This is a genomic window from Pseudomonas sp. GW821-FHT01D09, assembly GCF_059422465.1.
The window spans coordinates 134,649-159,972 of record NZ_JBWKWY010000003.1 but is presented as its reverse complement, the minus strand read 5'-3'; the positions used below and the strand labels follow the sequence as shown (position 1 = coordinate 159,972).

General features: G+C 61.9%; 20 protein-coding genes and 1 pseudogene. 1 reads left to right on the top strand and 20 read right to left on the bottom strand.

Features of this window, described 5'->3' with window-relative positions; translation table 11 throughout:
• Positions 1-78 precede the first annotated feature (78 nt).
• The 18 genes and pseudogenes from AC07W7_RS05125 to hutC form a co-directional block, all read right to left on the bottom strand.
• Positions 79-876 carry a transporter substrate-binding domain-containing protein gene (locus AC07W7_RS05125; protein WP_169863918.1) on the bottom strand — a complete coding sequence of 266 codons (798 nt, stop codon included), beginning with the start codon at positions 874-876 and terminating at the stop codon, positions 79-81.
• Positions 877-1,098: 222 nt separating this feature from the next.
• Positions 1,099-1,899: a transporter substrate-binding domain-containing protein gene (locus tag AC07W7_RS05120; RefSeq protein ID WP_099169227.1), complete on the bottom strand. Its 801-nt coding sequence runs from the start codon at positions 1,897-1,899 to the stop codon at positions 1,099-1,101.
• Positions 1,900-2,126: 227 nt separating this feature from the next.
• Positions 2,127-4,699, bottom strand: a pseudogene (gene mdoH / locus AC07W7_RS05115) (glucans biosynthesis glucosyltransferase MdoH); the annotation flags it as partial.
• Positions 4,692-6,371: a glucan biosynthesis protein G gene (locus tag AC07W7_RS05110; RefSeq protein ID WP_169864002.1), complete on the bottom strand. Its 1,680-nt coding sequence runs from the start codon at positions 6,369-6,371 to the stop codon at positions 4,692-4,694. The pseudogene mdoH and the gene AC07W7_RS05110, both read right to left, overlap by 8 nt.
• A gap of 324 nt (positions 6,372-6,695) precedes the next feature.
• On the bottom strand, positions 6,696-7,133 hold the full coding sequence (gene dtd, locus AC07W7_RS05105; RefSeq protein ID WP_076961692.1) for a D-aminoacyl-tRNA deacylase: 438 nt from the start codon (positions 7,131-7,133) through the stop codon (positions 6,696-6,698).
• Positions 7,130-8,101, bottom strand: coding sequence for a prolyl aminopeptidase (pip, locus tag AC07W7_RS05100; RefSeq protein ID WP_076961691.1), 972 nt, complete (start codon positions 8,099-8,101; stop codon positions 7,130-7,132). Before pip ends, dtd begins: the two co-directional genes overlap by 4 nt.
• A gap of 255 nt (positions 8,102-8,356) precedes the next feature.
• Positions 8,357-9,157, bottom strand: a complete 801-nt coding sequence (gene hutG / locus AC07W7_RS05095) for an N-formylglutamate deformylase (protein WP_169863920.1) — start codon at positions 9,155-9,157, stop codon at positions 8,357-8,359.
• Between the two features lie 11 nt (positions 9,158-9,168).
• A complete protein-coding gene (hutI, locus tag AC07W7_RS05090; protein WP_169863922.1) occupies positions 9,169-10,374 on the bottom strand; it encodes an imidazolonepropionase in 1,206 nt (401 codons plus the stop codon).
• Positions 10,375-10,389: 15 nt separating this feature from the next.
• Positions 10,390-11,799, bottom strand: a complete 1,410-nt coding sequence (locus AC07W7_RS05085; protein ID WP_076961688.1) for an amino acid permease — start codon at positions 11,797-11,799, stop codon at positions 10,390-10,392.
• Positions 11,800-11,909: 110 nt separating this feature from the next.
• Positions 11,910-13,448, bottom strand: coding sequence for a histidine ammonia-lyase (gene hutH, locus AC07W7_RS05080; RefSeq protein ID WP_090412821.1), 1,539 nt, complete (start codon positions 13,446-13,448; stop codon positions 11,910-11,912).
• Between the two features lie 19 nt (positions 13,449-13,467).
• The gene (locus AC07W7_RS05075) at positions 13,468-14,991 is read right to left on the bottom strand and encodes an HAL/PAL/TAL family ammonia-lyase (RefSeq protein WP_495038863.1); all 1,524 of its coding nucleotides are present in this window, start codon (positions 14,989-14,991) and stop codon (positions 13,468-13,470) included.
• A 71-nt stretch (positions 14,992-15,062) separates the two neighbouring features.
• The gene (locus tag AC07W7_RS05070; protein ID WP_076961687.1) at positions 15,063-15,887 is read right to left on the bottom strand and encodes a quaternary amine ABC transporter ATP-binding protein; all 825 of its coding nucleotides are present in this window, start codon (positions 15,885-15,887) and stop codon (positions 15,063-15,065) included.
• Entirely contained in the window at positions 15,884-16,735 is an 852-nt protein-coding gene (locus AC07W7_RS05065) for an ABC transporter permease (protein ID WP_076961686.1), read from the bottom strand. Before AC07W7_RS05065 ends, AC07W7_RS05070 begins: the two co-directional genes overlap by 4 nt.
• A 72-nt stretch (positions 16,736-16,807) precedes the next feature.
• Positions 16,808-17,776, bottom strand: a complete 969-nt coding sequence (locus AC07W7_RS05060; RefSeq protein ID WP_495038862.1) for an ABC transporter substrate-binding protein — start codon at positions 17,774-17,776, stop codon at positions 16,808-16,810.
• Positions 17,777-17,844: 68 nt separating this feature from the next.
• Entirely contained in the window at positions 17,845-19,308 is a 1,464-nt protein-coding gene (locus AC07W7_RS05055) for a purine-cytosine permease family protein (protein WP_099169233.1), read from the bottom strand.
• 175 nt (positions 19,309-19,483) lie between these two features.
• On the bottom strand, positions 19,484-21,169 hold the full coding sequence (hutU, locus tag AC07W7_RS05050; protein WP_495038861.1) for a urocanate hydratase: 1,686 nt from the start codon (positions 21,167-21,169) through the stop codon (positions 19,484-19,486).
• A 391-nt stretch (positions 21,170-21,560) separates the two neighbouring features.
• A complete protein-coding gene (locus AC07W7_RS05045) occupies positions 21,561-22,121 on the bottom strand; it encodes a HutD/Ves family protein (RefSeq protein WP_076961682.1) in 561 nt (186 codons plus the stop codon).
• Positions 22,118-22,897 (bottom strand): histidine utilization transcriptional repressor HutC, encoded by a 780-nt coding sequence (gene hutC / locus AC07W7_RS05040; RefSeq protein WP_154220425.1) that lies wholly within the window; start codon positions 22,895-22,897, stop codon positions 22,118-22,120. Before hutC ends, AC07W7_RS05045 begins: the two co-directional genes overlap by 4 nt.
• Positions 22,898-22,975: 78 nt before the next feature.
• On the opposite strand from hutC, the gene AC07W7_RS05035 reads away from it, so the two are divergent.
• Positions 22,976-24,340, top strand: coding sequence for a formimidoylglutamate deiminase (locus AC07W7_RS05035; protein ID WP_495038860.1), 1,365 nt, complete (start codon positions 22,976-22,978; stop codon positions 24,338-24,340).
• A 118-nt stretch (positions 24,341-24,458) separates the two neighbouring features.
• Here the strand turns inward: AC07W7_RS05035 and AC07W7_RS05030 are convergent, their stop codons facing one another.
• Together AC07W7_RS05030 and AC07W7_RS05025 are read right to left on the bottom strand one after the other, a co-directional pair.
• On the bottom strand, positions 24,459-25,028 hold the full coding sequence (locus AC07W7_RS05030; protein WP_076961679.1) for a lipocalin family protein: 570 nt from the start codon (positions 25,026-25,028) through the stop codon (positions 24,459-24,461).
• 30 nt (positions 25,029-25,058) lie between these two features.
• Positions 25,059-25,313: a lipoprotein gene (locus AC07W7_RS05025; RefSeq protein WP_038445326.1), complete on the bottom strand. Its 255-nt coding sequence runs from the start codon at positions 25,311-25,313 to the stop codon at positions 25,059-25,061.
• Positions 25,314-25,324 lie beyond the last annotated feature (11 nt).

The window sequence follows — 25,324 nt, the reverse complement described above, 5'->3', positions numbered from 1 at the left end:
CAAGCCCGCTCCCACACTGGAATGCATTCCAAATGTGGGAGCGGGCTTGCCCGCGATGGGCGCGACGCGGTTTCTAGCTTATTCCATGTCCTTGAGCCACTCGGAGCTCTTGAACCACTTGTCATGGATGCGATCGTAGGTGCCGTCGTTGCGAATCTGGTGCAAGAAGTTGTTGATGAAGTTGATGCTGTCGTAGTCGCCCTTCTTCAGACCGAATGCCAGAGGCTCGTAGGTGAAGGGTTCTTCGAGGTACACCAGCTTGCCATTGCCGACTTTTTTCTCGGCCACCACGTTGTACGGCGCGTCGTAGACAAAGGCGTCGGCCTTGCCGTTGACCACGTCGAGCACACCTTCCTGCTCGTTGTCGTAGCCGTGGTACTTGGCCTTGGAGATCAGCTTCTTGGCCACCATCTCGCCAGTGGTGCCGAGCTTGGAGGTCAGGCGGTACTTCTCGTCATTCAGGTCTTTGTAGGACTTGATGGTGCCTTCCAGTTCCTTGCGGATCAGCAGGGTCTGGCCCACCACGATGAAGGGTTCGCTGAAGTTCAGGCGCAGGTTGCGCTCCTGGGTCAGGGTCATGCCGCTGCCGATCATGTCGAACTTGCCGGTGAGGAAGGCCGGGATGATGCCGTCGTAACCGGTGGAGATCAGCTCCAGCTTGACCCCCATGGACTTGGCCAGCGCCTTGAGCAGGTCGACTTCAAAACCAATGATTTCGCCGCGCTTGTTGGTCATCTCGAACGGCATGTAGGTCGGATCCATGCCGACTTTCAAGGTGCCGCGCTTGACCGCTTCGTCAATCGCCCCGGCCTGGGCCGTATTGACTGCCAACAGGGCCGTCACGCCGAGCATCAGCATCGATAGATACTTTTTCATCACCAAGTCCCCTGACTCATTTTATTTTGATGCAGACCTTCGCAGGGCTGCACTGTTTCTTCGGGGAGCGATGCTAACCCACTCGCCCACCGGCACAAAGGTCCAGCCGGGATTTGTTGGTGGATATGACAGAAAAACCCCACAAAAACCCAGAGAAAAGCACGATTAGACGGTTCGCCGCGCAAGCGCCTGCCCAGTGAGTTATGTAAGCAGGTGTGACCATCATTCGATCTCTGATAGCCAGTCGGTATCCCGGAACCACTTGTCATGCAGCCGATCGTAGGTGCCATCCTGGGCAACCTGACTAAGGAAGTGATTGATCCAGTTCAGGCTGTCGTAATCGCCCTTCGGCACGCCAAACGCCAGGGGTTCATAGGTGAAGGGTTGCTCCAGGGCCAGCAGCTCGCGGTTTTGCGGCTTGGCCAGGGCAATCAGGTTATAGGGCGCGTCATGAATAAAGGCATCCACCTCGCCACTGACCACCCGGCGCACCCCTTCCTCGGCCGTGGCAAAGCTATACAGCTGTGCAGCTCCCAGGAAGCGCCGCGCCGCCGCTTCGCCCGTGGTGCCGTGTGCAGCGGCTATCCGATAGCCGGCTTCGTTCAAGTCTTCAATGCTGCCGACCTTGCCGGCCAGGCGCGGGTGCAGCAGGACGGTCTGGCCGACAATGATGAATGAATCGCTGAAATTGAGCTTGAGGTTGCGCTCCTGGGTCACGGTCATGCCACTGCCGATCATGTCGAAGCGGCCGGCCAACAGGCCCGGGATCAGCTCGGTATAGGCCACCGGGACCCATTCCAGGGTCACCCCCAGGGCATTGCTCATTTCTTCGAGCAGGTCGGCTTCAAAGCCGATGACACGCCCCTGTTTGTCGGTCATTTCAAAGGGCACGTAGTTGGGGTCGGTCCCCACTTTCAAGACCCCGCGCCGCACAGCTTCATCGATGGCACCTGCATGCGCCAGCTGGATGTGAAGCAGCGCGGCGATGCCCAGCAACAGTACCGGCCAGTTACCCTTGATCATGAAAATCCCCTTTTTCATTAAGCAGCCGCGTACCGGGCGTTGCGGGTTCAGCGCAAACCAGAGGCGGTCGAGTCAGATTTTGGGGGCGATCCTAACCCACTGGCAGGCACGGCAATACGCCTTGAACCGGGGTCTTTTGTATCGAAGTTAGAAGGACGGGGCACAAGCGCCAAGCGCTGTAGGACGGGCGTATCAAGCGCCCCCGAGAAAAATCCCGGGGGCGTCTGAATCAGGCTGGCTGAGCCTGGGATGACAGCGGTTTGAGCGGCAGCAACGGCGCATGCGGGTCGGCCTTGACCGACTCGCGCCAGGCACCCAGCCATTCGGCATGCCCTTCGCTCCAGACTTGCTCATGCAGGCGGCCCAGGGCCACCGGGTCGCTGAGCAAGGCCACACGCTCGTTGTTGTTCAGGCCAGCAGGGCCGACCTTCAACGCATGCCGCACACGCTCGGTACGCAGCCACTCGATCGGCTCCGCCTGGCCATGGCGGGAGGTTGCCAGGGCGCAGGCCAGGGCGTTCTGCTGCGGATCGACCACTGCCCGCACAAAACCATCATGCAGTGCATGCCAGCGGTTTTCGTGGGTGTAGAGGTCGGTCGACAGCAGCGCCTGCGGCGGGTTGTATTCCTCGGGGATCAGGAACAGGCTCTCGTCACGGGACTTGAGGCCCAGCTTGACCCGGCTGGAGATCACCGAGACCGGGATCGACAGCATCAGCGAACCGACAATCGGCACCAGCCACCACAGGAAGCTTGGGTTCAACCACACCACCAGCAGGGCCCAGAAGAAGCCCAGCAAGGTCTGCGGGCCGTGGCGCTTGACCGCCTCGCTCCAGGGCGTGGAGTCATCGTCACGTTGCGGCGAGTTCCAGGTCGCAGCCCAGCCGAGGAACGCAGCGAGCACGAAGCGGGTGTGGAAAATCATCCGCACCGGCGCCAGCAGCACGGAGAACAGCATCTCCAGGAGCATCGACAAGGTCACCTTGAACTTGCCGCCGAACTCTTTCGCGCCCTTGGCCCAGATCAGGATGATGCTCAGCAGCTTGGGCAGGAACAGCAGCACGATGGTGGTGGAGAACAGGGCCACCGCCTTGTCCGGGTGCCATTGCGGCCACAGCGGGTACAACTGGCGCGGCGCCATGAAGTACTGCGGCTCCATCAGGGTGTTGACCGCCAACAGGGCCGTGGACAGCACCAGGAACAGGAACCACAACGGCGCCGACAGGTACGACATCACGCCGGTGAGGAACACCGCACGGTGCACCGGGTGCATGCCCTTGACCAGGAACAGGCGGAAGTTCATCAGGTTACCGTGGCACCAGCGACGGTCACGCTTGAGCTCGTCGAGCAGGTTGGGCGGCAGTTCTTCATAGCTGCCGGGCAAGTCGTAGGCAATCCACACGCCCCAGCCGGCACGGCGCATCAGCGCGGCTTCAACAAAGTCGTGGGACAGGATGGAGCCGGCGAACGCACCTTTACCCGGCAATGGCGCCAGGGCGCAGTGCTCGATAAACGGCTTCATGCGGATGATCGCGTTGTGACCCCAGTAGTGGGATTCGCCCAACTGCCAGAAGTGCAGGCCGGCGGTGAACAGCGGGCCGTAGACGCGGGTAGCGAACTGCTGCATGCGTGCATACAGGGTATCCATGCCCGAGGCCCGTGGCGCGGTCTGGATGATCCCGGCGTCCGGCGTGGCTTCCATCAGGCGTACCAGGCTGGTCAGGCATTCGCCGCTCATCACGCTGTCGGCGTCCAGGACCACCATGTACTTGTAGTCACCGCCCCAGCGCCGGCAGAAGTCGTCGAGGTTGCCGCTCTTGCGTTTGACGCGACGGCGACGGCGGCGATAGAAGATCTTGCCAAAGCCACCGGCCTCGCGGCACACGTCGAGCCAGGCTTGCTGTTCGGCGATGCAGATATCGGCGTCGTTGCTGTCGCTGAGCACGAAGAAGTCGAAACGATCCAGGTCGCCGGTGGCGGCCACCGACTCAAAGGTCGCACGCAGGCCGGCAAATACCCGGGGCACGTCTTCGTTGCAGATCGGCATCACCAGCGCGGTACGGGCTTCTTTTGGGATGGGCTCGTCGCCGGCGCTTTTCCCGGAGATCCGGTACTTGTCGTGACCGGTGAGCAGTTCGAGGAAGCCCATCAGCGCCGTCCAGAACCCTGCCGACACCCAGCAGAACAGAATCCCGAACATGATCAGGATGCTGGTTTGCAGGGCGTATGGCAGTACCTGGGTAGCGGTTTGCAGCAGGGTCTGGTTGCGGATTTCGTCAAAGTCGACGAGGGACCAGCCCTGGTAAGGCATGATGCCTTTCATGTACCAGCCGGCCACAATCGTCTGGCCGAGCATCAGCACCAGCAGGATATAGCGGCGGATCGAACCGACGGTGCGCCAGCGCGCAGCCGGCAGCACGCGCTCGTCTTTGGGCGGTGCCGGCGGGTTGCTGCGGCCGGTGAGCCGGCGCCAGCCACGCACCAGGATATTGGTGCGCCAAGGCTCGGGCACCACCTTGGTACGCCGGATCGGCGGCGTGGCCTTGAGGCACACCCGGCCGCTGGCGTCGAGCACCAGCATCTCGGCGCCTTCTAGCTCCTCGGCTGTGTTGAGGGTCAGCCGGCGGCCAACCGACGCCTGCGCGGCGTCCACCGGCGCGTCAAAGGTCGACGACGACAGGCGCTCATGCAGTTCAGAGAAGGACTTGCAGCCCGCCAGTTCGGCGCGCTGCTCATCGGTCATCGGAAGGTGCGCCAGGTACTCGGCAAGCGTCTCTGGCTGGACTTGGGAGTTACTCATCGGCAGGCAACTGATTGCTCCAGGTTTCAGTCAGGACTTGTTCTGTCTTGACCGGCTCCGGGGTGGCTGGGGCAGCTTCTGGCTGCTGGGTTTCCTTGTCCTTGGCGTCTTTCTTGGCGTGTTTCTCGTGTTGCTTGGCCAGGACTTTGTCAGCCTTCAGGACTTGGGTGGAAACCTGCTCTGGCTCAGGCTTGACGATATCCTGGACCAGGGCCGCACGCATTTCGGTCGGTTTGCCTGCATCCTTGATCTTCAGGCGCAGGGTCAGGCGCCAGCCTTTGGTGTGCGGGTTGTAGCGCACGCTGTTTTCCACGACTTCGCCGTTATCGCCGACGCTGACCTGGCTGCGCACGGCCGCATCGGGCTTCAGGGCCTTGAGGGACGGGCCCTCGAAGTCCACCAGGTAAGCCACACTGCCGTCTGGCTGGCGGATCAGGTTGGACTGTTTCACATCACCGGTAGAACGCAGGGTCTGCTTGACCCAGGCACTGTCCGGCGAGTGGAACGGTGCGTCATTGAGAGTCCAGTGCAGGCGGTAGGCGATATCCAGCGGCTCGCCGGGCTTGGGCAGTTCGGCCGGGCTCCAGAAGGCAACGATGTTATCGTTGGTTTCATCGGCGGTCGGAATCTCTACCAGGTCGACCGAACCCTTGCCCCAGTCGCCTTCAGGCTCGATCCAGGCGCTTGGGCGCTTGTCGTAGTTGTCGTCGAGGTCTTCGTACTGGCTGAAGTTGCGACCACGCTGCAACAGGCCGAAACCACGCGGGTTTTCTACCGAGAAGTTGCTGACCGACAGGTGTTTTGGGTTGTTCAGCGGGCGCCAGATCCACTCGCCGTTACCGGCATGGATCGACAGGCCGCTGGAATCGTGCAGTTCACGCCGGTAGTTGAGGACCTTGGACGGCTGGTTGGCGCCGAACAGGAACATGCTGGTCAGCGGGGCAACGCCCAACTTGCTGACCTTGTCGCGCAGGAACATCTGCGACTTGACGTCGACAATGGTGTCGGTGCCCGGGCGCAGGATCAGGCGATAGGCGCCAGTGGCCCGTGGCGAATCCAGCAGGGCAAAGATCACCAGGTGCTTGTCGCCCGGCTTTGGACGCTCGATCCAGAACTCGGTGAAACGCGGGAACTCTTCGCCGGACGGCAGCGCGGTATCGATCGCCATGCCACGGGCGGACAGGCCATAGACCTGGTCCTTGCCCACGACGCGGAAATAGCTGGCGCCGAGCATGGTCATGATTTCGTCTTGCTTGTCGTCCTTGTTGATCGGGTACAGCACGCGAAAGCCGGCATAACCCAGCTGTTCGGTGGCTTTGGGATCAAACTTGACGTCGCCGAAATCGAAGCGCGTCGGGTCGTACTTGATCTCCTGGACGTCGGTGGCGGTGACTTCGTTGATTTTCACCGGCGTGTCGAAGTGCATGCCCTGGTGATAGAAGGACAACTTGAACGGGGTTTTCTGCTCGGCCCACTCGGCTTTTTCATTGCGGAAACGAATTTTCTGGTAGTCAGCGAACTTCATTTCGCGGAATTCGTTCGGCAGATTGCTGCGCGGGGCTTCGTATTTCTGCCCGGCCAGCTCTTTTGCCTTGGCCGACACATCATCCAGACTGAATGCCCACAGTTGACCCGCGCCGAACAGGCAAAACAGGGCAGAGCCCGTTACCAGTGCGTTTCGTAACCGTTTGGCAGACAATTTTGGTGCATTACAGGGACTAACAATCACGAGCAACCCTCGCCGAAAACAGATCAAAAAACCAACGGCCAGCTATCTATATGCCAGGTTGGCGAGCATTGTTCCGACTCCGATGGGGCTAAATGATTCCCCATGAGCGAGCGGACAAGTCTCTACCTAAGTCAAAAATGGATCAATTTACGCTGATCCCCGTAGCGCGCGATTATCTAGTAGCCGGTGAGATAACGCAGCAGGGGCAGCAAAGTATTTGTAGCGAAAACTTGCGTTTTTGCGCATTAAAAGTCGTTTTTCATACAATCAGGTCTGTAAAAGGAAGGTGACCGGCCCATCGTTGACCAGATGCACCTGCATATCCGCGCCAAAACGCCCCGATGCCACCGTGCCATGCAATTGTTGCGCTTTTGACAACAAGTGCTCGAAAAGCGCCTCGCCCAACGCCGGAGGCGCCGCTGTGGAGAAGCTGGGGCGCAGGCCACTCTTGGTATCGGCCGCCAGGGTGAACTGGGACACCAGCAGCAAACCACCGCCAATGTCTTTCAGCGACAGGTTCATCTTGCCCTCATCGTCACTGAACACCCGATAGTTAAGCAGCTTATGCAACAACTTGTCGGCACTGGCCGCTGTATCTGAAGGCTCGACGGCCACCAGTACCAGCAAACCCTGGTCTATCGCGCCCACCACATGCCCCGCCACCTCGACCCGGGCGCCACGCACCCGCTGTAAAAGGCCCTTCATGCTTCTTCAGGCGGCAAATCAAGCAGGCGTCGTGCCATCTGGCCCGCCGCCCGCACCAGCGCATCGGTGATGCCCGGCTCGGAAGCCGCGTGGCCCGCCTCGCGGATCACCTGCAGCTCACTGTTCGGCCAGGCCTGGTGCAGCTCCCAGGCATTGTCCAGGGGGCAGATCATATCGTAGCGGCCATGCACGATGATGCCAGGCAGATGGGCGATCTTGTGCATGTCGCGAATCAGTTGGTTGGGCTCCAGGAACGAGTTGTTGGTGAAGTAGTGGCACTCGATGCGCGCAATCGACAAGGCGCGCTGTGGCTCGGAGAAGCGCTCGATCAACTGCGGGCTGGGGCACAGGCCGAGCATGCGCCCTTCCCAGGTGGACCAGGCCTTGGCGGCATGCATCTGGGCTATCTGGTCGTTGCCGGTCAGGCGCTTGTGGTAGGCGCTGATCATGTCGTGGCGCTCATCCTGGGGGATCGGCGCGATGTAATCCTGCCAGTAGTCGGGGAACAGGCGGCTGGCGCCGGCCTGGTAGAACCACTGGATATCCTGGGGGCGGGCCAGGAAGATCCCGCGTACGATCAGGCCATGCACACGGTCGGGGTGGGTTTGCGCATAGGCCAGGGCCAGGGTCGAGCCCCAGGAACCGCCGAACAGCACCCATTTGTCGATACCCAGGTGCTCGCGGATCCGCTCAAGGTCGGCCACCAGGTCCCAGGTGGTGTTGTTTTCCAGGCTGGCCCGCGGGGTGGAACGCCCGCAGCCGCGCTGGTCAAAGGTGACAATGCGGTACAGGTTCGGATCGAAATAGCAGCGACTGTTGGCATCACATCCGGCGCCGGGGCCACCATGGATGAAGACCACGGGCAAACCTTGCGGGGAACCACTTTCGTCGACATACAGCGTGTGGGTTTCATCGACGGCCAGATCGTGCCGGGCGTAGGGTTTGATCTGCGGGAACAAAGTCTGCATTGCGCGCTCCGTAAGGGGTCGGTTCCATCCCCGGGGGGACGTCTATTATTTTGCCGTCTGGCATCATAAACCCGAATTGTGCAATGAGCATGTCCTTGAGGTCTTAGACCTGTGTCAGCGATCAGCCAGGAAGGTTCACGCAACCCAGTGTGGGAGCGGGCTTGCTCACGATAGCGGTGTGTCAGTCAATATATTCGGCGACTGAAGCACCGCTATCGCGGGCAAGCCCGCTCCCACAGTTTGAGCTTCGTTGACTCAGGTGTAGTGCTTCTGGCCCCACGCCAGGAACCCTTCCAACAACTGCCTCAACACCACCCGCGTCGGCTCGGCCAGATCCTGCCGATACCTGAACGGCGCAAACTCTTCCATATATGTGCACTGCCCCAACTCCAGCTGCACCGCATGAATATCCTGCGCCGGGTTGCCGTAGTGCCGGGTGATGTGCCCGCCCTTGAAGCGCCCGTTCAGCACATGGCTGTACTGCGGGTGCGCTGCGCAGATGGCCTCCAACTGGCTGGCCAACTCGGGGTCGCAGGCGGCGCCATTGAAGGTGCCGAGGTTGAAGTCCGGCAGCTTGCCGTCGAACAGGTGCGGGATCACCGAGCGGATCGAGTGGGCGTCGAACAGCAGCGCATAGCCGAACTCGGCCTTGAGCCGCGCCAGTTCGTTTTGCAGGGTCTGGTGATAGGGCGTCCAGATCTGCTCCAGATAGCTCGCCCGCTCCTCTTTCGACGGCTCCTTGCCTTCGATAAACAACGGCACCCCATCAAACAGCGTCGCGGGAAACAGGCCGGTGGTCGCGCCGACATACAGCGGCTTATCGTCAGCTGGCCGGTTCAGGTCGATCACAAACCGCGAATACTCGGCCGCCAGGGTGCTGGCCCCCAGCTCTGCCGCAAAATCGTACAACGTGGGGATATGCCAGTCGGTATCCGGCAGGCTTTGTGCCTCGGGGATCAGGCCCGCCGCCACCGCAGGCGTCAGGCGCAGGCCAGCGTGGGGCATGCTGATCAGCAGCGGCGTGCTGCCTTGCTTGAAGTTCAGAACCTTGTCCACAACGGTACTCCTTACACAGTGACGTCGACGCCATGGCGCACGACGCGTTTATCCAACTCGCCACCCAGCCAGTAGGCCAGGTCGGCGGGGCGATCGATCTGCCAGGCGACAAAGTCCGCCACCTTGCCCACCTCCAGCGAACCGTGGGTGTCACCCATGCCCAGGGCCGTGGCGGCATGCCGGGTGGCACCGGCCAGGGCTTCTTCCGGGGTCATGCGGAACAGGGTGCAGGCCATGTTCAGCATCAGGCGCAGTGACAAGGCTGGGGATGTGCCGGGGTTGAGGTCGCTGGCGATGGCGATCTGCACCCCGTGCTTGCGCAAGGCGTCCATCGGTGGCAACTGGGTTTCGCGCAAAAAGTAGAACGCCCCCGGCAGCAACACGGCGACGGTGCCGGCGGCGGCCATGGCGATGGCGTCTTCTTCGGTCATGAACTCCAGGTGATCCGCCGACAGCGCCTGATACCGCGCCGCCAGGCTCGAGCCGTGCAGCGACGACAGTTGCTCGGCATGCAGTTTTACCGGCAAGCCCAAACGCTGGGCGACTTTAAACACACGCTCGACCTGCTCGGTGGAAAACGCCAGGTATTCGCAGAACGCATCCACCGCATCCACCAACCCTTCTGCGGCCAGGGCTGGCAGCATCTCGTTGCAGATGTGTTCGATATAGTCGTCGGCGCGATCCTTGTATTCCGGCGGTAAGGCATGGGCTGCCAGGCATGTAGCGCGCACGCTGACCGGCAGTTCCTGACCCAGGCGCCGGGCCACCCGCAGCATCTTGCGCTCGTTGGCCAGATCCAGGCCGTAGCCGGACTTGATCTCCACCGTGGTCACGCCATCGCGCAGCAAACTGCGCAGGCGCTGGCGGCTGCTGTCGAACAGCTCGTCCTCGCTCGCCGTACGGGTGGCGCGCACGGTGCTGGCAATGCCGCCACCGGCTGCGGCGATCTCGGCGTAGCTCACGCCCTGCAGGCGCTGCTCGAATTCGCCGCTGCGGTTGCCGCCAAATACCGCGTGGGTATGGCAGTCAATCAGCCCCGGCGTGACCCACGCCCCTTGCAAGTCATGGGTCTGCGCGTAGTCGCCAGGCGGCAGCTCGGCCCGGGGGCCGATCCACTCGATCAGCGTACCGGCCGTGACCATGGCGCCATCCTCGATGATCGAGTACTCGCCCCGGGCCATGGTTGCGATGTGGCAGTGTTGCCAAAGCGTTTTCATCAACGCCTCCCTAAGTTATCGGTGAGACAAAGCCGGGTCGTAATCGACCTTGGCCGCTTGCCCGGCCGCAGGCTTGACCCACAGCAGGTAGGCCACGACCAGCAGCACAATCCACGCGGCGCCCACCAGCAGCGCGGCCTGGGTGTCCGGGAAGTAGCCCAGTACGCCAAAAATAAACAGCATGAATACAATGGCCGCCGCCGGCGCATAGGGCCAGAACGGTACAGGGAATTTCAGTTCGGCGATCTGTTCCTTGCTCATCGAGCGGCGCATTGCCACCTGCGTGACCAGGATCATCAACCACACCCACACGGTGGCGAACGTGGCAATCGAGGCAATCACCAGGAACACGTTTTCCGGGATCAGGTAGTTCAACACCACACCGCCCAGCAGCGCCGCGCCCATCACCACCACGGTCATCCATGGCACACCGTGGCGCGACAGTTGCGCAAAGCCCTTGGGCGCCTGCCCTTGCTGGGCCAGGCCGTACATCATGCGGCCGGCGCCGAAGATGTCACTGTTGATGGCCGAGACCGCCGCCGAGATCACCACGATATTGAGGATGGTCGCCGCCGAGCCAATCCCCAGGTTGCTGAAGATCTGCACGAATGGGCTGCCCTGGCTGCCGATCTGCGGCCATGGGTAGATGGCCATCAGCACAAACAGGGTCAGCACGTAGAACAGCAGGATGCGCAGCGGCACCGCGTTGATCGCCTTGGGGATTACCCGCTGCGGGTCCTTGGCTTCGCCGGCGGTGATGCCGATGATTTCGATGCCGCCAAAGGCAAACATCACCACCGCAAACGAGGCGATCAAGCCGCCCACACCATTGGGCATAAAGCCGCCATGGGCCCACAGGTTGCTCAAGCCGCTGGCCGGGGCGTCGCCCGCCGAATGCACGCCGAACAGCATGATGCCGAACCCGCCGAGGATCATTGCGACAATCGCGCCGACCTTGAGCAGTGACAGCCAGAACTCCATTTCGCCAAACACTTTGACGTTGCACAGGTTCAGCCCGCCGATCAGCAGGACAATGCCGAGCACCCAGACCCAGCGGGCGACTTCGGGAAACCAGAAGCCCATATAGATGCCGAAGGCGGTGACGTCCGCCAGGCAGACGATGATCATTTCAAAGGCGTAGGTCCAGCCGAGGATAAAACCGGCCATCGGCCCCAGGTAGGTGCTGGCGTACTGGCCAAACGAGCCGGACACCGGATTGTGCACGGCCATTTCGCCGAGGGCGCGCATCACCATGAACACCGCGGCGCCGCCGATCAGGTAGGCCAGCAACACCGCCGGGCCGGCCATTTGGATAGCCGAGGCGGAGCCGTAGAACAGCCCGGTGCCGATCGCCGACCCCAGTGCCATGAAGCGAATATGACGGGCGGTCAGCCCGCGTTTGAGACCTTGTGCTTGCTGGTGCATTTCTCGTCCCTAATTATTGTTATCCAGAGAGAATCCGAACCTATGGGCGATCACCTGTGGGAGCTGTCGAGCCTTGGCGAGACAGCTCCCACACGGGATCGGGGTGCTGCTTAGAGACTTGGCAGCAGCTTGGCCGGCACCAACTCATTCAGGCAGCGGCTGGCCAGCAGCTCGCTGGCGGCGTTGATGTCCGGGGCGAAGAAGCGGTCCTTGTCATAGAACCCCACTTTGGCGCGCAGGATGCCACGGGCCTTTTCCAGCTTCGGCGAGGTTTTCAGGCCATCGCGCAGGTCCAGGCCCTGGCAGGCGGCCAGCCATTCCACCGCGAGAATCCCCCGGGTGTTTTCAGCCATTTCCCACAGGCGCTTGCCAGCAGCCGGCGCCATCGACACGTGGTCTTCCTGGTTGGCGGAGGTGGGCAGGCTGTCGACACTATGGGGATGGGACAACGCCTTGTTCTCGCTGGCCAACGCCGCAGCGGTCACCTGGGCGATCATGAAGCCGGAGTTGACCCCGCCATTGCCCACCAGGAACGGCGGCAGTTGCGACATGTGCTTGTCCATCATCAACGAAATACGGCGCTCGCTCAGGGAGCCGATTTCGGCGATGGCCAGGGCCATGTTGTCGGCGGCCATCGCCACCGGTTCGGCGTGGAAGTTACCGCCGGAGATCACATCGCCTTCAGCGGCGAATACCAGCGGGTTATCCGAGACTGCGTTGGCTTCAACCACCAACACGTCGGCCGCCTGGCGGAACTGGGTCAGGCAGGCGCCCATGACTTGCGGCTGGCAACGCAGGGAGTACGGGTCTTGCACCTTGTCGCAGTTCTGGTGGGACTGGGACACCTGGCTGCTGTCGCCGAGCAGGTCGCGATACGCGGCCGCCGAATCAATCTGCCCACGTTGGCCACGGGCTGCATGGATGCGCGGGTCGAACGGTGAACGCGAACCCAGTACCGCTTCCACAGTCAGGCCGCCACAGGCGATAGCGGCGGCGAACAGGTCTTCGCCTTCAAACAGACCGCGCAGGGCGTAGGCGGTGGAGACCTGGGTGCCGTTGAGCAGCGCCAGGCCTTCCTTGGCAGCCAGGGTCAGGGGCGTGAGGCCGGCGACTTTCAGCGCTTCGGTCGCCTCCAGCCACTCACCTTTATAGCGGGCCTTGCCTTCGCCCAGCAGCACCAGGGACATATGGGCCAACGGCGCCAAGTCACCGGACGCGCCCACCGAGCCCTTGAGCGGGATATGCGGGTAGACCTCGGCGTTGATCAGGGCGATCAGCGCGTCGATCACCTGGCGGCGAATCCCGGAGAAACCCCGGCTCAGGCTGTTGACCTTGAGCACCATCACCAAACGCACCAGTGCATCGCTGATCGGCTCGCCGACGCCCGCCGCGTGGGACAACACCAGGGAGCGCTGGAGGTTTTCCAGGTCTTCGCTGGCGATACGGGTCGAGGCCAGCAGGCCGAAACCGGTGTTGATGCCATAGGCGGTGCGGTTCTCGGCGAGAATCTGCTCGACACAGGCCACACTGGCTTCGATCTGCGCCGAGGCGCTGTCATCCAGGCTGAGGGTTACCGGCTGCTGGTAGATGGCCCGCAGTTGGGCAAGGCTCAGTTGGCCTGGAATCAGATTTAGCGCAGTCACATTCATGCTCCTTTTGAAATAGGGTTCAGTGCACATTCGGTAAAGTGTGGTTCAGCAAATCGGTGTTCTTGAGCAGGGCCGCCGTGGTCGCAATATCCGGCGCCAGCCAGCGGTCCTGTTCATAAGCCGGGACGTGCTCGCGCAGCAGGCGCCAGGCCGCGTGGGTGCCGGTGCCGAAGCCTTGTTCCTTGAGGAACTCAAAGGCCTGGGCCGCCAGCAGGTATTCGATGGCGAGGATCTGGGTGACATTTGCCAACACCGCGTGCAGCTTGAGCGCGGCGTTGGTGCCCATGCTCAGGTGGTCTTCCTGCAGGCCCGAGGTGACGAAGTTATCGAGCACTGCCGGCTGCGCCAGTTGGCGATTCTGCCCACAGAGGGAAGCGGCGACGTACTGCACGATCATCATCCCCGAGTTGACCCCGGGGTTGCTCACCAGGAAGGCCGGCAGGCCGCTGACGTGGGGGTTGATCAGGCGGTCCAGGCGGCGCTCGGCGATGGCGCCGATCTCGGCCATGGCGATGGCCAGCATATCCGCCGCCAGCGCCACGGACTGGCCGTGGGGGTTGGCCTGGGACACCACGCGGTAGTTGTCTGGCGTGCCGAGCAGCAACGGGTTGTCGGTGGCGCCATTGAGTTCGGTTTCAATCTGCCGGGTGGCATGCTCCAGCTGATCACGGGCAGCGCCGTGGACCTGGGGGATCGAACGGATGCTCAGCGCGTCCTGGGTACGAATGCCACGACTGGCGGCAATCACCTCGCTGCCCTCGAGCAAGGCCCGCAGGTTGTTGCCGACCTGCTGCATGCCCGGGTGTGGCTTGAGGGCAATGATCTGCTCGTCGAACGCATCGATCTGCCCGCGCTGTGCTTCAAAGCTCATGGCGCCGATCACATCGGCCCATTGCAGCAAATGGTGGGCATCGGCCAGGGCCAGGCAGCTCAGGCCGCTCATGCACGGCGTGCCGTTGACCAGGCACAGGCCGTCCTTGGCGCCGAGCACCACCGGCTGCAGGCCTTCGGCGGCCAACGCCGCCTGGGCCGTAACAATCTGGCCGCGATAGCTGACATTTCCCACACCCAGCAGGGCAATGCCGATATGGGCCATATGGGTCAGGTAGCCCACCGAACCCTGGGACGGCACCTGCGGGGTAATGCCATGGTTGAGCAGCGCCAGCAGCGAATGCACCACCTGCGGATGCAGGCCGGACTTGCCCTGGCTGTAATTGAGGATGGCCGCGCAGATGATGGCGCGGGTCTGTTCATCGCTCAGCGGCGCACCGACACCACAGGCGTGGCTGAGCAGGGTATTGCGCGACAGTTGGCTCAGTTGCTCGCCCTTGAGCGACACATTGCACAAGGCGCCCAGGCCGGTGTTGACGCCATAGGCGCGCTCGCCGCTAGTGACAATGCGCTGCACGATGGCCTGGGCATTGTCGATGCGCGCCCAGGCCTGGCCCGACAACGCAAGCTCGGCGCCGAAGCGGGCGACAGCGACCACGTCCCGCCAGTGCAGGGGGGTGTCGGCGATGATGATTTTTTTTGCCTGGGACATCTTCATACCTTCTTGGATTTTTTTGCAGCCTTGCCCGCGATGAGGCCCGCCAATTCACCACAAGGCTCGGTTCAGACCACCGCCGCCCGCCGCTGAACAAACCGATCCACATACTCATCCGCCGGCGAATGCAAAATCTCCCGCGGCGTGCCGACCTGGATCAGCTGGCCGTCCTTGAGGATGGCGATGCGATTGCCGATGCGCACGGCCTCATCCAGGTCGTGGGTGATAAACACGATGGTCTTGTGCAGGGTCTTTTGCAGCTCCAGCAACTGGTCCTGCATCTCGGCGCGGATCAGCGGGTCGAGGGCACTGAACGCTTCGTCCATCAGGATGATGTCGGTGTCAGCCGCCAGGGCCCGGGCCAGGCCCACCCGTTGGCGCATGCCGCCCGACAACTGGTGCGGGTATTTGCTTTCGTAGCCCTTCAGGCCCACGGTTGCGATCCAGTGCAAGGCACGCTCGGTGCACACTTGCTTGGTTTCACCGCGCACTTTCAAGCCATAGGCCACATTGTCCAGCACGCTCTTGTGGGGCAGCAGGCCGAAGCTCTGGAACACCATGCTGATCTTGTGCCGGCGGAACTGGCGCAGGGCGTCCATGTCCAGTTGCAGGATGTCTTCGCCGTCCACCAGGATCGCGCCACTGGTGGGGTCGATCAGGCGGTTGAAGTGGCGCACCAGGGTGGACTTGCCGGAACCCGACAGGCCCATGATCACAAAGATCTCGCCGGTGCCGATGCTCAGGGACAGGTCATTTACGCCCACCACACAACCGGTCTGTGCCAGCACCTGGTCCTTGGTCTGGCCCTGGCCAATAAGGGCCAGGGCTTCTTTGTCACGGGCGCCGAAAATCTTGAACACGTTTTTCACTTCGATCTTGCTGACAGTAGTCATTTGCTCGCCTCATGCCGTGGACGACCATAGGCCTGGGTAATGCGGTCGATGACCACTGCGAGAATCACAATCGCCAGGCCAGCCTCCAGGCCGCGCCCGACGTTAAGGGTCTGGATGCCCACCAGTACGTCTTCACCCAAACCACGGGCGCCGATCATCGAGGCGATCACCACCATCGACAGGGCCATCATGGTGGTCTGGTTGATCCCGGCCATGATGCTCGGCAGGGCCAGCGGCAGTTGCACGCCAAACAGTTGCTGCCAGCGGTTGGCGCCAAAGGCATTGATGGCTTCCATCACTTCCCGATCCACCTGGCGAATGCCCAGGTCGGTCAGGCGAATCAATGGCGGCGCGGCGTAGATCACCGTGGCGAAAATCGCCGGCACCTTGCCCAGGCCAAACAGCATCAGCACCGGGATCAGGTACACGAAGCTGGGCATGGTCTGCATGATGTCCAGCAGCGGCATCAGCACCGAGCGCAGGCGATTGCTGCGCGCCGAGAGGATGCCCAGGGGAATGCCGATCAGCACCGAGATCACCGTGGCCACCATCATCAGCGCCAGGGTCTGCATCAATTTGTCCCACAGGCCGACTGCGCCCACCAGGAACAACAGGCCGACGATCACCGCCGTGGTCAGCACCTTGCGGGTGGCGTGCCAGGCAACGCCGCCGACAATCGCCAGCATCAGCCACCAGGGCGCCGCGCGCAGCAGGCCTTCCAGGTTGACGATGGCCCACAGCAAGGTGTCGGAAATCTGCCGGAACACATCACCGTAGTTGGTCACCAGCCCATCGACCCAACCGTTGACCCAGTCGGCGATGGAAAACGTAAAACTCTCAGGAAACATAGCGTGCTCTCGATCCAATGGAGTGTGGCCGGGTGGCCGGCTGCCTGTTCAGGGTAGCCGGGAGCCCTGTGCCTACAAGGCCGCGTCGATTTTCTTGGCCGCGTCTTCACTGACCCAGGCGTGCCAGACCTCTGGATGTTCCTTGAGGAAAATCTTCGCCAGCTTCGCCGAATCAATGCGCTCTTTGCTCATGCGCGCCAGGTTCTGGTTGAGCAGGTCGATCGGCAGGTTGACCTTCTCCAGCACCGCCACCAGTTCCGGGGCCTGCTCGTGGAACGTCTTGGACAGGCCGACCTTGATGGTCACGCTTTTATCCACGCCGGGTTTTTCGTCGAGCTTGACCAGGTCCACCTGGCCCATCAGCGGTGTCGGCGACCAGTAGTAGAACAGGATCGGTTCGCCACGCTTGTAGCTCGACAGCACCGCTGCATCCAGCGCCGGGCCGGTGCCTGGGCGGAAGTTGGTGTAGGAGCTTTCCAGGCCATAGCTCTTGAGCATTTCGCTGTTGTCCAGCTCGCAGGTCCAGCCGGCCGGGCAGTTGTAGAAGCGGCCTTTGGCAGGCTCTTCCTGGTCCTTGAATACCGCGGAATACTTGGCCAGGTCGGCGATGTTTTTCAGGTCCGGGGCCTTGGCTTCGAGCTTGCGCTTGGCGTCACCTTCGATCACGTAGCGCGGCACGTACCAGCCTTCCACAGCGCCGACCACGGGGGCGCCGACACCCACGACCTTGCCGGCCTTCTCGGCCTTTTTCCACACTTCACTGCGGCCAATCCACTCTTCGGCGAAGATCTGGATATCGTTGCTGCTCAGGGCGTTTTCCATGGTGATGGAGTTGCCCGGCAGGCTATCGGTTTTGCAGTCGTAGCCTTTTTCCAGCACCACTTGCAGCACGTCGGTCAGCAACATGCCGCTTTCCCAGTTCAGGCCGGCGAATTTCACCGGTTTGCCCGACTCGCACCAGCCGGCCGCCTGGGTGGCGCCAGCGCTGGCCAGCAGGCCGGCGGCGAGCAATGGGGTCAGCAGGGTCTTATACATTCTCATTATGTGACGCTCCCAATCATGAAATGGATTACGGCAGTCAAAAGGCATCCTGCCTTGTCCACGTCCCATCAGGCCTGTGCAATCAGCCCGTTGTTTTTAGCGCTGGGTGTAGCGCCCTGCTCTACCGGCAGGATCAGTCGTTCAGGTATTGCGCCGTGCCATTTTTTCGCACACACGTAATACAGGGCAGCGGGCAGTACCAGGCCGATGATCCAGGAAATATCCACACCCCCCAGGCTGGCCACCAGGGGCCCCGTGTAGAACTTGGTGGCGATGAACGGCAATTGCACCAGCACCCCGAACACATAGACGCTGATACCCAGCGGGTTCCAGCGGCCGTAGCGACCATTCGGATCGGCCAGCGCCGGCACGTCATAGCGATCGCGGGTGATGCAGTAGTAGTCCACCAGGTTGATCGCGCTCCAGGGCGTAAAGAACGCCAGCAAAAACAGGATGAAGGACTTGAACGCACTGAGGAACGAGTGCTGGCCGAGTAACGCAATCAGGGTCGCCGCGCCGACGATCAGCAGCACGAAGACCAGGCGCTGCAAACGCGTGACCTCCATGCGTCCACGAAAGCCGCTGATGATGGTGGCAATGCACATGAAGCTGCCGTAGGAGTTCAATGTGGAAATGGTGACCTTGCCAAACGCAATGCTGAAGTACAGCAATGCCGCCGTAGCCCCCGTGCCGCCCAGGCCCACGATGTAGGCCACTTCGTTACCGGCAAACTGCCCGTTGGACATGGCGGCGGCAAACACGCCGAGGATCATCGCCACCTGTGCGCCAATGACCGAACCTGCGCCTGCGGCCAGAAAGGTTTTCAGCGAAGACGTGTGGCGCGGCAGGTAGCGGGAGTAGTCCGCCACGTAAGGCCCGAAGGCGATCTGCCAGGAGGCCGCAAGCGACACCGCGAGCAAGAAGCTGCTCCAGCTGAAATGACGGATTTGCAGGAGCGCCCCCACATCGGTCTGGCTCATCAGGCGGCTGAACAGGTAGACAAAGGCAACCACCCCAATGACGCTGGCGACACGCCCAATGAAATGGATCACCCGATACCCGAGCACCGTGACCAGCACGATGACACTGGCAAAGATCAGAATGCCAACGCTGTCGCTGACCCCAAACAACTGGCCCAACGCCTGGCCGGACAGCACGGTGCCGGTGGCGGTGAAACCCAGGTACATCAAACACACCAGCACAATCGGGATGGCCGCGCCATACACACCGAACTGCACCCGGCTGGAAATCATCTGCGGCAGGCCCAGCCTGGGCCCTTGCGCCGCATGCAACGCCATCACCCCGCCGCCCAGCAGTTGACCGATCAACAGACCGATCAACGACCAGAACACATCACCGCCCAGCACCACGGCCAGGGCCCCGGTGACAATCGCGGTGATTTGCAGGTTGGCGCCCATCCACAGGGTGAACTGGCTCAAGAGACGACCGTGTCTTTCCGCTTCCGGGATGTAGTCGATCGAACGCCTTTCGATCAACGGGGTGGCGCTTGCACGTGCGTCTTTTGCAGCCATGGGGGTTCAACCTCTAATGGATTGTTTTCGGTGGTGCGGATCAAACATGTTTCAAATACACAGCAAGTCAAATGTGGGAGCTGGCTTGCCTGCGATTGCATCACTGTGATCTGCCTGACAGACCCAGTCGCCCGCATCGCAGGCAAGCCAGCTCCCACAGGAACCGAGCCAGGCGTTACTTGATCATTGGCAGGTTCAGGCCCTGCTCCTTGGCGCAATCAATGGCGATCTGATAGCCCGCATCGGCGTGACGCATCACCCCGGTGGCCGGGTCGTTGTGCAGCACGCGGGCAATGCGCTCGGCGGCTTCGTCGGTGCCGTCGCAGACAATCACCATCCCCGAGTGCTGGGAGAAGCCCATGCCCACCCCACCGCCGTGGTGCAGCGAAACCCAGGTCGCGCCGCTGGCGGTGTTGAGCAAGGCGTTGAGCAACGGCCAGTCGGACACGGCATCGGAACCGTCCTGCATGGATTCGGTTTCGCGGTTGGGGCTGGCCACCGAGCCGGAGTCCAGATGGTCACGGCCGATCACCACCGGTGCCGACAGCTCACCGCTGCGTACCATTTCGTTGAACGCCAGGCCGAGCTTGGCGCGCTGGCCCAGGCCGACCCAGCAGATGCGCGCCGGCAGGCCCTGGAAGCTGATGCGCTCGCGGGCCATGTCCAGCCAGTTGTGCAGGTGGGCGTCGTCGGGGATCAGCGCCTTGACCTTGGCGTCGGTCTTGTAGATGTCTTGCGGGTCACCCGAGAGGGCCGCCCAACGGAACGGGCCGATGCCACGGCAGAACAGCGGGCGGATGTAGGCCGGGACAAAGCCCGGGAAGTCGAAGGCATTTTCCACGCCTTCTTCCTGCGCCATCTGCCGGATGTTGTTGCCGTAGTCGAAGGTCGGAACCCCCATTTTCTGGAAGGCCAGCATCGCCTGCACGTGCACGGCCATCGATTGCTTGGCGGCCTTGATCACGGCGGCGGGCTCGGTCTTGGCGCGGGCGCGGTATTGCTCCCAGGTCCAGCCGGCGGGCAGGTAGCCATTGAGCGGGTCGTGGGCGCTGGTCTGGTCGGTGACCATGTCCGGGCGTACGCCGCGCTTGACCAGTTCCGGGAGGATTTCGGCAGCGTTGCCCAGCAGGGCGATGGAGATAGCCTTGCCTTCCTGGGTGTACTTGGCGATGCGCGCCAGGGCGTCGTCGAGGTCGCTGGCTTGTTCGTCGACATAACGGCTGTTCAAGCGGAAATCGATGCTGACCTGCTGGCACTCAATGTTCAGCGAGCACGCGCCGGCCAGGGTCGCGGCCAGAGGCTGGGCGCCGCCCATGCCGCCGAGGCCGGCGGTGAGCACCCAACGGCCCTTGAGGTTGGAATCGTAATGCTGGCGACCGGCCTCGACGAAGGTTTCGTAGGTGCCCTGGACGATGCCCTGGCTGCCGATGTAGATCCAGCTGCCGGCGGTCATCTGGCCGTACATGGCCAGGCCCTTGGCATCCAGTTCGTTGAAGTGCTCCCAACTGGCCCAGTGCGGCACCAGGTTGGAGTTGGCAATCAGCACGCGCGGGGCATTGCTGTGGGTCTTGAACACACCGACCGGCTTGCCGGATTGCACCAGCAGGGTTTCGTCGTCGTTCAGGTGGGTCAGGCTGTCGACGATCTGGTCGTAGCACTCCCAGTTACGCGCCGCACGGCCGATACCGCCGTACACCACCAGCTCCTTGGGGTTCTCGGCCACTTGCGGGTCGAGGTTGTTCATCAGCATGCGCAGCGGCGCTTCAGTCAGCCAGCTTTTGGCGGTGAGCGTGTTGCCACGGGCGGCGCGGATTTCAACGTCGCGGTACTTGGTAGGCTTGTTCTGGGAAAAGTCAGTCACAAAAAACTCCTCAGCAATCGATGCGCGAACACGATGGTGCGAAGAGGATGTTTAGCGACTCTTATGCACACACCTTTACTTGTACATACAAGCATATGCAATCAAGCGGCCAACTTGATGAATGGGTGGCTAAGATTTTTTTTCATGGACGCGTAAGCCTCTGAAATCAAGGCTTCCAGGCTTGGTGAAATTTCCTACAGCGATGGTTTAAAAATCCGAGGAGTCGCTACAAAGGCAGGACATTGCGCCCTGCTGGGGCATTCGGTAACAACTTGGTGCGGGACTGGAAACAGATTGTGCAGCCTATGCATAACCCATGTGGGAGCTGGCTTGCCTGCGATAGCCACTTGTCTGACACACCGCAATCGCAGGCAAGCCAGCTCCCACAGGTTTAATCGCGCGGGGTCAGTTCGATCAGGCAGCAGCGGCCAGTCACGCTGATATCCAGCAACCCGACGTTACCGTCCACCTGCAAACAATCATGCTGCCCCAGCACTTCGCCCAGCACCTTTACCTCATCGGCCACGCTGAACACCAGCACGGTGTGCGCGGTGCTGAAAAACTGCTGCACCCCATCCACCCACTGCAAGCGCGCATGGTAACGCTGGGGCGAATAGATCAGGTTGAAGTCGCGAATCGGCCCGGTGATCAGGCGGCATGTCACCTGGCTTTCGCCGCTGAAGGCAAAGGGCTGCAGCGGTAACAACCCACGCTGTTCCTCGCCGTCCACGGTCAACACCATGCCCGCGCCCTGGATCACGGTAATCACCCGCTGGTACCCGGCAAACGTGGAAAAGCCGCCCGATTCGCCGATATCGGCAATCGACAGGCGCCAGCCAAAACCGTCCAGGCCCTGGCCGGCATCGCGGGTGATTTCTTCGGTGCTGCCGCCGCCGTTCTTCCACGGCATGCGTACGTAATCGGCAGCGCGCCAGACCTTGACTGCACTCATTTGCTGAAACGTCCTTCAAGGCTATGCCGGGAACCGGGGTGGATCAGACGTGCGGCGGTCACCGGCTGGCGCCCGGACCAGGTGCGCCGGCGAATCAGCAGGCACGGCTCGCCGGCCTCGATCTGCAAGAGCTTGCATTCCTGCGGGTCGGCCAGGATCGCTTCCACCACATGTTCGCCCTCGGTCAGCGGCGCCACCTGGTTGAGATAGGCATAGGGGGTTTGCTGGGTGAAATCCTGTTGCAGGTATTCGGGGGCGACCAGGGCGTTGACGAAACGGTCCTCGATTTGCACCGGGATATCGTTTTCGTAGTGCACGATCAGCGAGTGGAATACCCGTCCGCCTTCACGCATTTCCAGGGCCACGGCGCGCTCGGAACCCGCGGCTTCTTCGCCCAGGGTAATGACCTGGCAGGTGTGGCGATGGCCACGGGAGGCGATCTCGTCGGCGATGTTATGCACCTCGAACAGCGCCGACTGGCTCTTGGGCTCGGCGACGAAGGTGCCAACACCTTGCATGCGCACCAGCAGCCCTTCGGCGGTCAGTTCGCGCAGGGCCCGGTTGATGGTCATGCGGCTGAAGCCCAGTTGGTTGACCAACTCGCTTTCCGACGGCACGCGATAGTGCGGCGGCCAGTTGCCGTTGAGAATCTGCTGGCTGATCATCTGCTTGACGCGGGCATACAAGGGCGCCGGACTTTCGTCCATGTGGGCAGCCAGCGGGGACTTGGCGGGCGGAGTCGGCACGGGGAATCCTTGCAGAGGGAAAAGATGCATAGATTGCCGGAGTTTACCGAGCAGGCAAACGTCTGTATATGTATATACAAATAAACACACGACCGGGGTGCCTTGATCATGTCCGCTTTCTTTGCCGAACGCGCGCTGCTGCCTAATGGATGGGCCACTGATGTACGCCTTGAAGTCAGCGCCGATGGCCTGCTGACCAACGTTGCGGCCAATGCCAGCGCAGACGGCGCCGAACGGCTGAGAGGCCCGTTGTTGCCGGGCATGCCGAACCTGCATTCCCATGCGTTTCAACGGGCCATGGCGGGGCTGGCGGAGGTCGCCGGCAACCCCAATGACAGTTTCTGGACCTGGCGCGACCTGATGTACCGCATGGTCGGCCAGATCAGCCCCGAGCAATTACAGGTCATCGCCCGCCAGCTGTATATCGAGATGCTCAAGGCCGGCTACACCTCGGTCGCCGAGTTCCACTATGTACACCACGATATCAGCGGCCAGCCTTACAGCGACCCCACCGAACTGTCGCGCCAGATCAGCCTGGCGGCGGCCAGCAGCGGGATCGGCCTGACCTTGCTGCCGGTGCTGTACAGCCACTCGGGCTTTGGCGGCCAGGCGCCGAACGACGGCCAGCGCCGTTTTATCAACAGCACCGATAACTACCTGGACCTGCAGGCACGCCTGCAACCGATCCTGGCGGCACAACCGGCACAGCAACTGGGCCTATGCTTCCACTCATTGCGCGCGGTAACGCCGCAACAGATCAGCACAGTGCTGGCCGCCAGCGATAAGGCCTGCCCGGTGCATATCCATATCGCCGAGCAGCAAAAGGAAGTCGACGATTGCCTGGCCTGGAGCGGCAAGCGCCCGCTGCAATGGCTGTATGACAACGTGCATGTCGACCAGCGCTGGTGCCTGGTGCACGCCACCCACGCCAACCCCGACGAAGTGACATTGATGGCCAACAGCCGGGCGATCGCCGGGCTGTGCCTGACCACTGAGGCCAACCTGGGCGACGGGATTTTCCCGGCAGTGGACTTCCTGGCCCAGGGCGGGCGCATGGGGATTGGTTCGGACAGCCATGTGTCCTTGAGCGTGGTCGAAGAACTGCGCTGGCTGGAATACGGCCAGCGCCTGCGCGACCAGCGGCGCAACCGGCTGTATCGCAGCGATCAACCGATGGTCGGCCGCACCCTGTATGACGCGGCGCTGGACGGCGGCGCCCAGGCGCTGGGGCAAACCATTGGCCGCCTGGAAGTGGGCAAGCGTGCGGACTGGCTGGTGCTCGATGGCAATGATCCATACCTGGCCACGGCCCATGAGGATGGCATTCTTAATCGCTGGCTGTTTGCCGGCGGGGATCGGCAGGTGCGGGATGTGCTGGTCAATGGCCAGTGGGTAGTGCGCGATGGGCGGCATGCTGGCGAGGAAGAGAGCAGCCGGGCCTTCACGCAAGTCCTCAGAGACCTACTGGCTTAAGAACAACACATAACCCCTATGGGTATGTTTGGTGCCCTTCTGGCGTTGCAAAGAACCAGCAAAAAAAAGAGCGGGCTTTATGGCAAGCCCGCCCTTCTTTACTCGACCTTGTTTCGGGTTACTGCGAGGTCTTGGCCATCTGCTTGTCCGACGTACGCCAGATCAACCGTGTGGTGTCGTAACCCTGCTGGCGTGCCCTGCTCAGCAGGTCTTCGCGGGTGTCGGCACTGACAGTCGGCGTGCGTGACAACAGCCACATATAGCGCCGGCTCGGGCTGCCGACGATGGCAGTCTTGTAGTCATCGCTGACATACAACACCCAGTAATCGCCCTTGGTCACGCCCGGCAGCAGGGCGGTGAACCAGTTATTGAATTCGACCCACAGCTTGTCGGTCTTGCCCGGGACCTGCGGCGTAGCCGTGCCCTTGGCTTCTTCCCACTTCCACTCGGTGGTCAGGCAGCGGTTGAACACTGACATGTCGCCATCGGGCAGCAGGGAATAACGGGCCTCGGATTGCGCGCAGTTGCGCTGGAAGTACATGGGCAGACGGGCCAGCTCGTACCAGGTGCCCTGGTAACGCTTGAGGTTGACGCTGCCAACAGTCTTGGGTTGCAGATCATCGCCAGAATGGCTGGCGCAGCCTGCCAAAAACAGGCTGGCGCAAAGGTACAAAACAAAACGCATCATTCTTCTTCTCCCGCAGGCTTGCGCCCCGGTTTACTTCAGGCCTTGCCCGGAAAACATCAGAACTTTGTCACCGGCGTACTGCACGCTGATAAAGCTGTTTTTATCGCCCCAGGTGCAACTGGACATGCCCAGCGCGCCGGAACAATCAGTGGGCTTGCCCAACAGCGACTCCACCTCGGCCTTGGCCATGCCAGCCGAGAGCTTCTGGTAGTTTTCCTGGGTGACCTTGCTGCAAGCGGCCAACAGCACGCAAAAGCACAAGAGGGCGAGACGGCGTAACGACATGGTAGAGCTCC